Origin of the sequence: Acinetobacter sp. YH01005 (assembly GCF_013420465.1) — a bacterium.
GTDB classification, from domain to species: domain Bacteria; phylum Pseudomonadota; class Gammaproteobacteria; order Pseudomonadales; family Moraxellaceae; genus Acinetobacter; species Acinetobacter amyesii.
Window position 1 is genome coordinate 1 of record NZ_VOYA01000053.1, and the last position, 4,275, is coordinate 4,275.

5 protein-coding genes and 1 pseudogene are annotated in these 4,275 nt (G+C 52.5%); 3 read left to right on the top strand and 3 right to left on the bottom strand.

The genetic code is table 11. From position 1 onward, the window contains the following. Positions 1–245 precede the first annotated feature (245 nt). Together FTT72_RS15920 and aac(3)-IId are read right to left on the bottom strand one after the other, a co-directional pair. Complete coding sequence (locus tag FTT72_RS15920) at positions 246–788, bottom strand: AAA family ATPase (RefSeq protein ID WP_000587837.1); 543 nt, start codon at positions 786–788, stop codon at positions 246–248. A gap of 12 nt (positions 789–800) precedes the next feature. Continuing rightward, the gene (aac(3)-IId, locus tag FTT72_RS15925) at positions 801–1,661 is read right to left on the bottom strand and encodes an aminoglycoside N-acetyltransferase AAC(3)-IId (protein WP_000557454.1); all 861 of its coding nucleotides are present in this window, start codon (positions 1,659–1,661) and stop codon (positions 801–803) included. A 256-nt stretch (positions 1,662–1,917) separates the two neighbouring features. Between aac(3)-IId and FTT72_RS15930 the strand changes: the two genes are divergently transcribed. After that, a complete protein-coding gene (locus FTT72_RS15930) occupies positions 1,918–2,622 on the top strand; it encodes an IS6-like element IS1008 family transposase (protein WP_001067790.1) in 705 nt (234 codons plus the stop codon). 52 nt (positions 2,623–2,674) lie between these two features. Here the strand turns inward: FTT72_RS15930 and FTT72_RS15935 are convergent. Next, a pseudogene (locus tag FTT72_RS15935) lies at positions 2,675–2,914 on the bottom strand (IS4 family transposase); the annotation flags it as partial. Between the two features lie 89 nt (positions 2,915–3,003). On the opposite strand from FTT72_RS15935, the gene sul2 reads away from it, so the two are divergent. Beyond that, entirely contained in the window at positions 3,004–3,819 is an 816-nt protein-coding gene (gene sul2, locus FTT72_RS15940; RefSeq protein ID WP_001043260.1) for a sulfonamide-resistant dihydropteroate synthase Sul2, read from the top strand. An 86-nt stretch (positions 3,820–3,905) separates the two neighbouring features. Further along, a complete protein-coding gene (locus tag FTT72_RS15945; protein ID WP_000251875.1) occupies positions 3,906–4,208 on the top strand; it encodes a phosphoglucosamine mutase in 303 nt (100 codons plus the stop codon). Positions 4,209–4,275: the final 67 nt, after the last annotated feature.

Below are 4,275 nucleotides of genomic sequence, written 5' to 3' on the forward strand. Positions count from 1 at the left end.
AGTACCAGCGTACGGCCCACAGAATGATGTCACGCTGAAAATGCCGGCCTTTGAATGGGTTCATGTGCAGCTCCATCAGCAAAAGGGGATGATAAGTTTATCACCACCGACTATTTGCAACAGTGCCGGTTCGAGTCCCGTCGTCCGCACCACAAAGCCAAACATCCCTGCGATGATCGACCTCTGGGCGTTTGGTCGTGAGCCCGCCACCCTCGCGCTACGCTTTGCGCAGGCGTCGAAGGCGATCAGGTGCGCCCATCGATTCCGTCGAGCACCATCGCTGCGAGTTCATCGCTGGTGTGTGCACCACTATCGAGAACACGGGTTGTGCATGGAAGCCGTTCCCTTGCGGCCAAGCATCGGGCGACATTCGCTAATCGCCACTCTCGAATCTCCGCATTTCGATTCGGGTCAGGATGCATGGTCTGGTTCGCGATCCGGTGACGCAATAGGTCCTCGTTGAGCGTCAGAAAGATGTGCAGCAGCTGATCGTCGATCCGCCTTACCCCGTCGAGTATCTCAGTCAGATAGTCCGGGTGCACGAGCGTCATTGGGATGATGATGTCCTGCGAGTAATTCCTTCGAATCTCCCTGACCGCCGCGATCGTAAGTCCCCTCCACAAGGGGAGATCCTGATAGTCTCCGCTCGCTGGCATGGGGACCGTTTCTTTCACCACGAACCCGATTTCCTCGGGGTCAAAGATCAGCGATTTGGAACGCCGATCGCGCAGCCGCTTAGCGAGCGTCGTCTTTCCGGCGCCGAAAGGTCCGTTGATCCAGATTATCATTGTCGACGGCCTCTAACCTGAAGGCTCGCAAGAGCGCTCGACGGCCTCGTGCGGAGGCACGATCGGAGTGGTTCCGAAATGCTTCTCAAGATAGGTGACGCCGAACGTCACGATGTCCTGCGCGTCGAACAGGTAGCACTGAGCAAAGCCCACGACACCTTCTCGATGGCGACCGAGCTTCACGTAAGCATTTGCTATAGTTTCAACCGCATCCGGCTTTCCTTCGATAGCAAAGCAATCGAGAATGCCGTTTGAATCGTAATCCGATGCCGTTTTCCAGGCGACTTCACCGTCTCTTCCAAGCATCGGCATCTCATACGTCACCCACCGTTTGTTGGGGATATCGGCAACCGCCTCGGCGTAGTGCAATGCGGTAACGGAGTTTAGCGGCGCACCCAACAGCAGGGCCTTCCCGCCAAGGCGAACGAACCGCTCGACGGGCGATCCTTCCCCCAAGGCGTGACCGAGTTCGTGAGGCTCCGTCAGCGTTTCAGCCAGCGGACCAACCGCGACCATCGATGCATCGGGGTGCGCGCTGCGCCGCGCGCCGGGGGCTTGAACCAGAAATTGATTCAGCAGGCCGAACCCACGGTAAGTCCCGGCTGTTGCGGGATCGAACGGCAGCCAGGTACGGCGGGCTTCGTCATCCAGCCGAGCGCCATTCAGAGTCTCCTCGTAGGGTGATCGGTCCCACGACGCGTATCCCATCACAGTGCCAGTCGGCCCAACCGCGGAGCGTAACGCGGCAACGACCGTCTCCGCTCCTCCTTCGACCGGACCAATCGCTTTAAGTGAGGCATGCACCATCAAGAGGTCACCGGTTTGGACTCCGAGTTTTTGAAGCGCCTCCGTTATTGCCTTCCGCGTATGCATCGCGATATCTCCTCTAAACTGCAAAACACTATACCTATCGAGATATCACTCTACTATACCTATCGAGATATAGAGGTGGTCCCACTTGTTTGAACAACTAAAAGCGTATTTATAAGTGATATTCCGCTCTAGTTAAGCCACCTTGTTTTGTTGGGGTAGCTGATCATAGTAAAACTCATTTGGTGTCATTTTGGGCACTGTTGCAAATAGGCTGACATGATAAGCTAAATATCTTATTTATTTCGAGATACAGCAGATGAATCCCTTCCATGGTCGGCACTTTCAAGGTGAAATCATTCTTTGGGCTGTTCGTTGGTATTGTAAATATGGCATCAGCTATCGTGAACTTCAAGAAATGCTCGCTGAACGGGGTGTGAATGTTGACCACACCACAATTTATCGTTGGGTTCAGCGTTATGCTCCAGAAATGGAAAAACGCTTACGCTGGTATTGGCGTAATCCTACAGATTTACATTCATGGCATATGGATGAGACTTATATCAAAGTGAAGGGGCGATGGACTTACCTGTATCGTGCAGTTGATCAACGTGGTCATACGATTGACTTTTACCTTTCCGCTAGACGGAACAGTAAATCAGCCTATTGTTTTTTAGGAAAAATCTTCAATACGGTGAAAAAATGGCAAATTCCACGGGTCATCAATACAGATAAAGCAGCGACCTATGGCCATGCTTTATCACGGTTAAAGCGAGAAGGAAAATGTCCAGTAGATATTGAGCACAGGCAGATTAAGTATAAAAATAATGTCATTGAATGTGATCATGGTAAGTTAAAGCGGATCATCAGGGCCACATTAGGATTCAAATCTATGAAGACGGCTTATGCCACAATTAAAGGTATTGAAGTCATGCGTGCACTACGTAAAGGACAAGCATCGTCATTTTATTATGGTCAGCCTCAAGGTGAAGTGTGTCTAATCAACAGGGTTTTCGGTCTCTAAGCACTTTTAAAAAGGAACTTCATCGACTCAAATCTCTATTTGCAACAGTGCCATTGAAAATCAACTGAGAAATTTGACGATAATCAAAATACTGACCTGCAAAGAAGCGCTGCATACGTCGATAAAATGATTGTGGTAAACACTTGATGGGCAAGGCTTTAGATGCAGAAGAAAGATTACATGTTTGCTTTAAAATAATCACAAGCATGATGAGCGCAAAGCACTTTAAATGTGACTTGTTCCATTTTAGAGATTTGTTTAAGATAAGATATAACTCATTGAGATGTGTCATAGTATTCGTCGTTAGAAAACAATTATTGTGACATTATTTCAATGAGTTATCTATTTTTGTCGTGTACAGAGATTATTATAGAAGCCCCCATGAATAAATCGCTCATCATTTTCGGCATCGTCAACATAACCTCGGACAGTTTCTCCGATGGAGGCCGGTATCTGGCGCCAGACGCAGCCATTGCGCAGGCGCGTAAGCTGATGGCCGAGGGGGCAGATGTGATCGACCTCGGTCCGGCATCCAGCAATCCCGACGCCGCGCCTGTTTCGTCCGACACAGAAATCGCGCGTATCGCGCCGGTGCTGGACGCGCTCAAGGCAGATGGCATTCCCGTCTCGCTCGACAGTTATCAACCCGCGACGCAAGCCTATGCCTTGTCGCGTGGTGTGGCCTATCTCAATGATATTCGCGGTTTTCCAGACGCTGCGTTCTATCCGCAATTGGCGAAATCATCTGCCAAACTCGTCGTTATGCATTCGGTGCAAGACGGGCAGGCAGATCGGCGCGAGGCACCCGCTGGCGACATCATGGATCACATTGCGGCGTTCTTTGACGCGCGCATCGCGGCGCTGACGGGTGCCGGTATCAAACGCAACCGCCTTGTCCTTGATCCCGGCATGGGGTTTTTTCTGGGGGCTGCTCCCGAAACCTCGCTCTCGGTGCTGGCGCGGTTCGATGAATTGCGGCTGCGCTTCGATTTGCCGGTGCTTCTGTCTGTTTCGCGCAAATCCTTTCTGCGCGCGCTCACAGGCCGTGGTCCGGGGGATGTCGGGGCCGCGACACTCGCTGCAGAGCTTGCCGCCGCCGCAGGTGGAGCTGACTTCATCCGCACACACGAGCCGCGCCCCTTGCGCGACGGGCTGGCGGTATTGGCGGCGCTGAAAGAAACCGCAAGAATTCGTTAACTGCACATTCGGGATATTTCTCTATATTCGCGGTTCAGCAGGCATGTCCCCTTTGAGGGCGACCCGACGACAGGATAATCGACCTTATGGTGCGCAAATATTTCGGCACAGACGGTATTCGTGGCAAAGCCAACGAAGGCGCGATGACGGCGGAAACCGCCTTGCGCGTCGGCATGGCGGCTGGCCGTGTCTTTCGTCGCGGTGACCACCGCCATCGTGTCGTGATCGGCAAGGATACGCGCCTGTCGGGCTATATGCTTGAACCCGCGCTCACAGCCGGTTTCACCTCGATGGGCATGGACGTATTCCTTTTTGGCCCGCTGCCGACAACGTATAGGAAGAATAAACGCCCTTTTCACCCAAGTCCAACAGCTTTGGACCGCAGTTGACTCTTTCGACACCCCTGCGATGCAACCCAATCCGGCTGACGGGGAGCCAGCAACGCTGAAAATTTAC

Excerpts from the sequence above, each read along its gene's own strand:
- FTT72_RS15920 (WP_000587837.1), bottom strand. The coding sequence starts at position 788 with ATGATAATCTGGATCAACGGACCTTTCGGCGCCGGAAAGACGACGCTC.
- FTT72_RS15930 (WP_001067790.1), top strand. The coding sequence starts at position 1,918 with ATGAATCCCTTCCATGGTCGGCACTTTCAAGGTGAAATCATTCTTTGG.
- sul2 (WP_001043260.1), top strand. The coding sequence starts at position 3,004 with ATGAATAAATCGCTCATCATTTTCGGCATCGTCAACATAACCTCGGAC.
- FTT72_RS15945 (WP_000251875.1), top strand. The coding sequence starts at position 3,906 with ATGGTGCGCAAATATTTCGGCACAGACGGTATTCGTGGCAAAGCCAAC.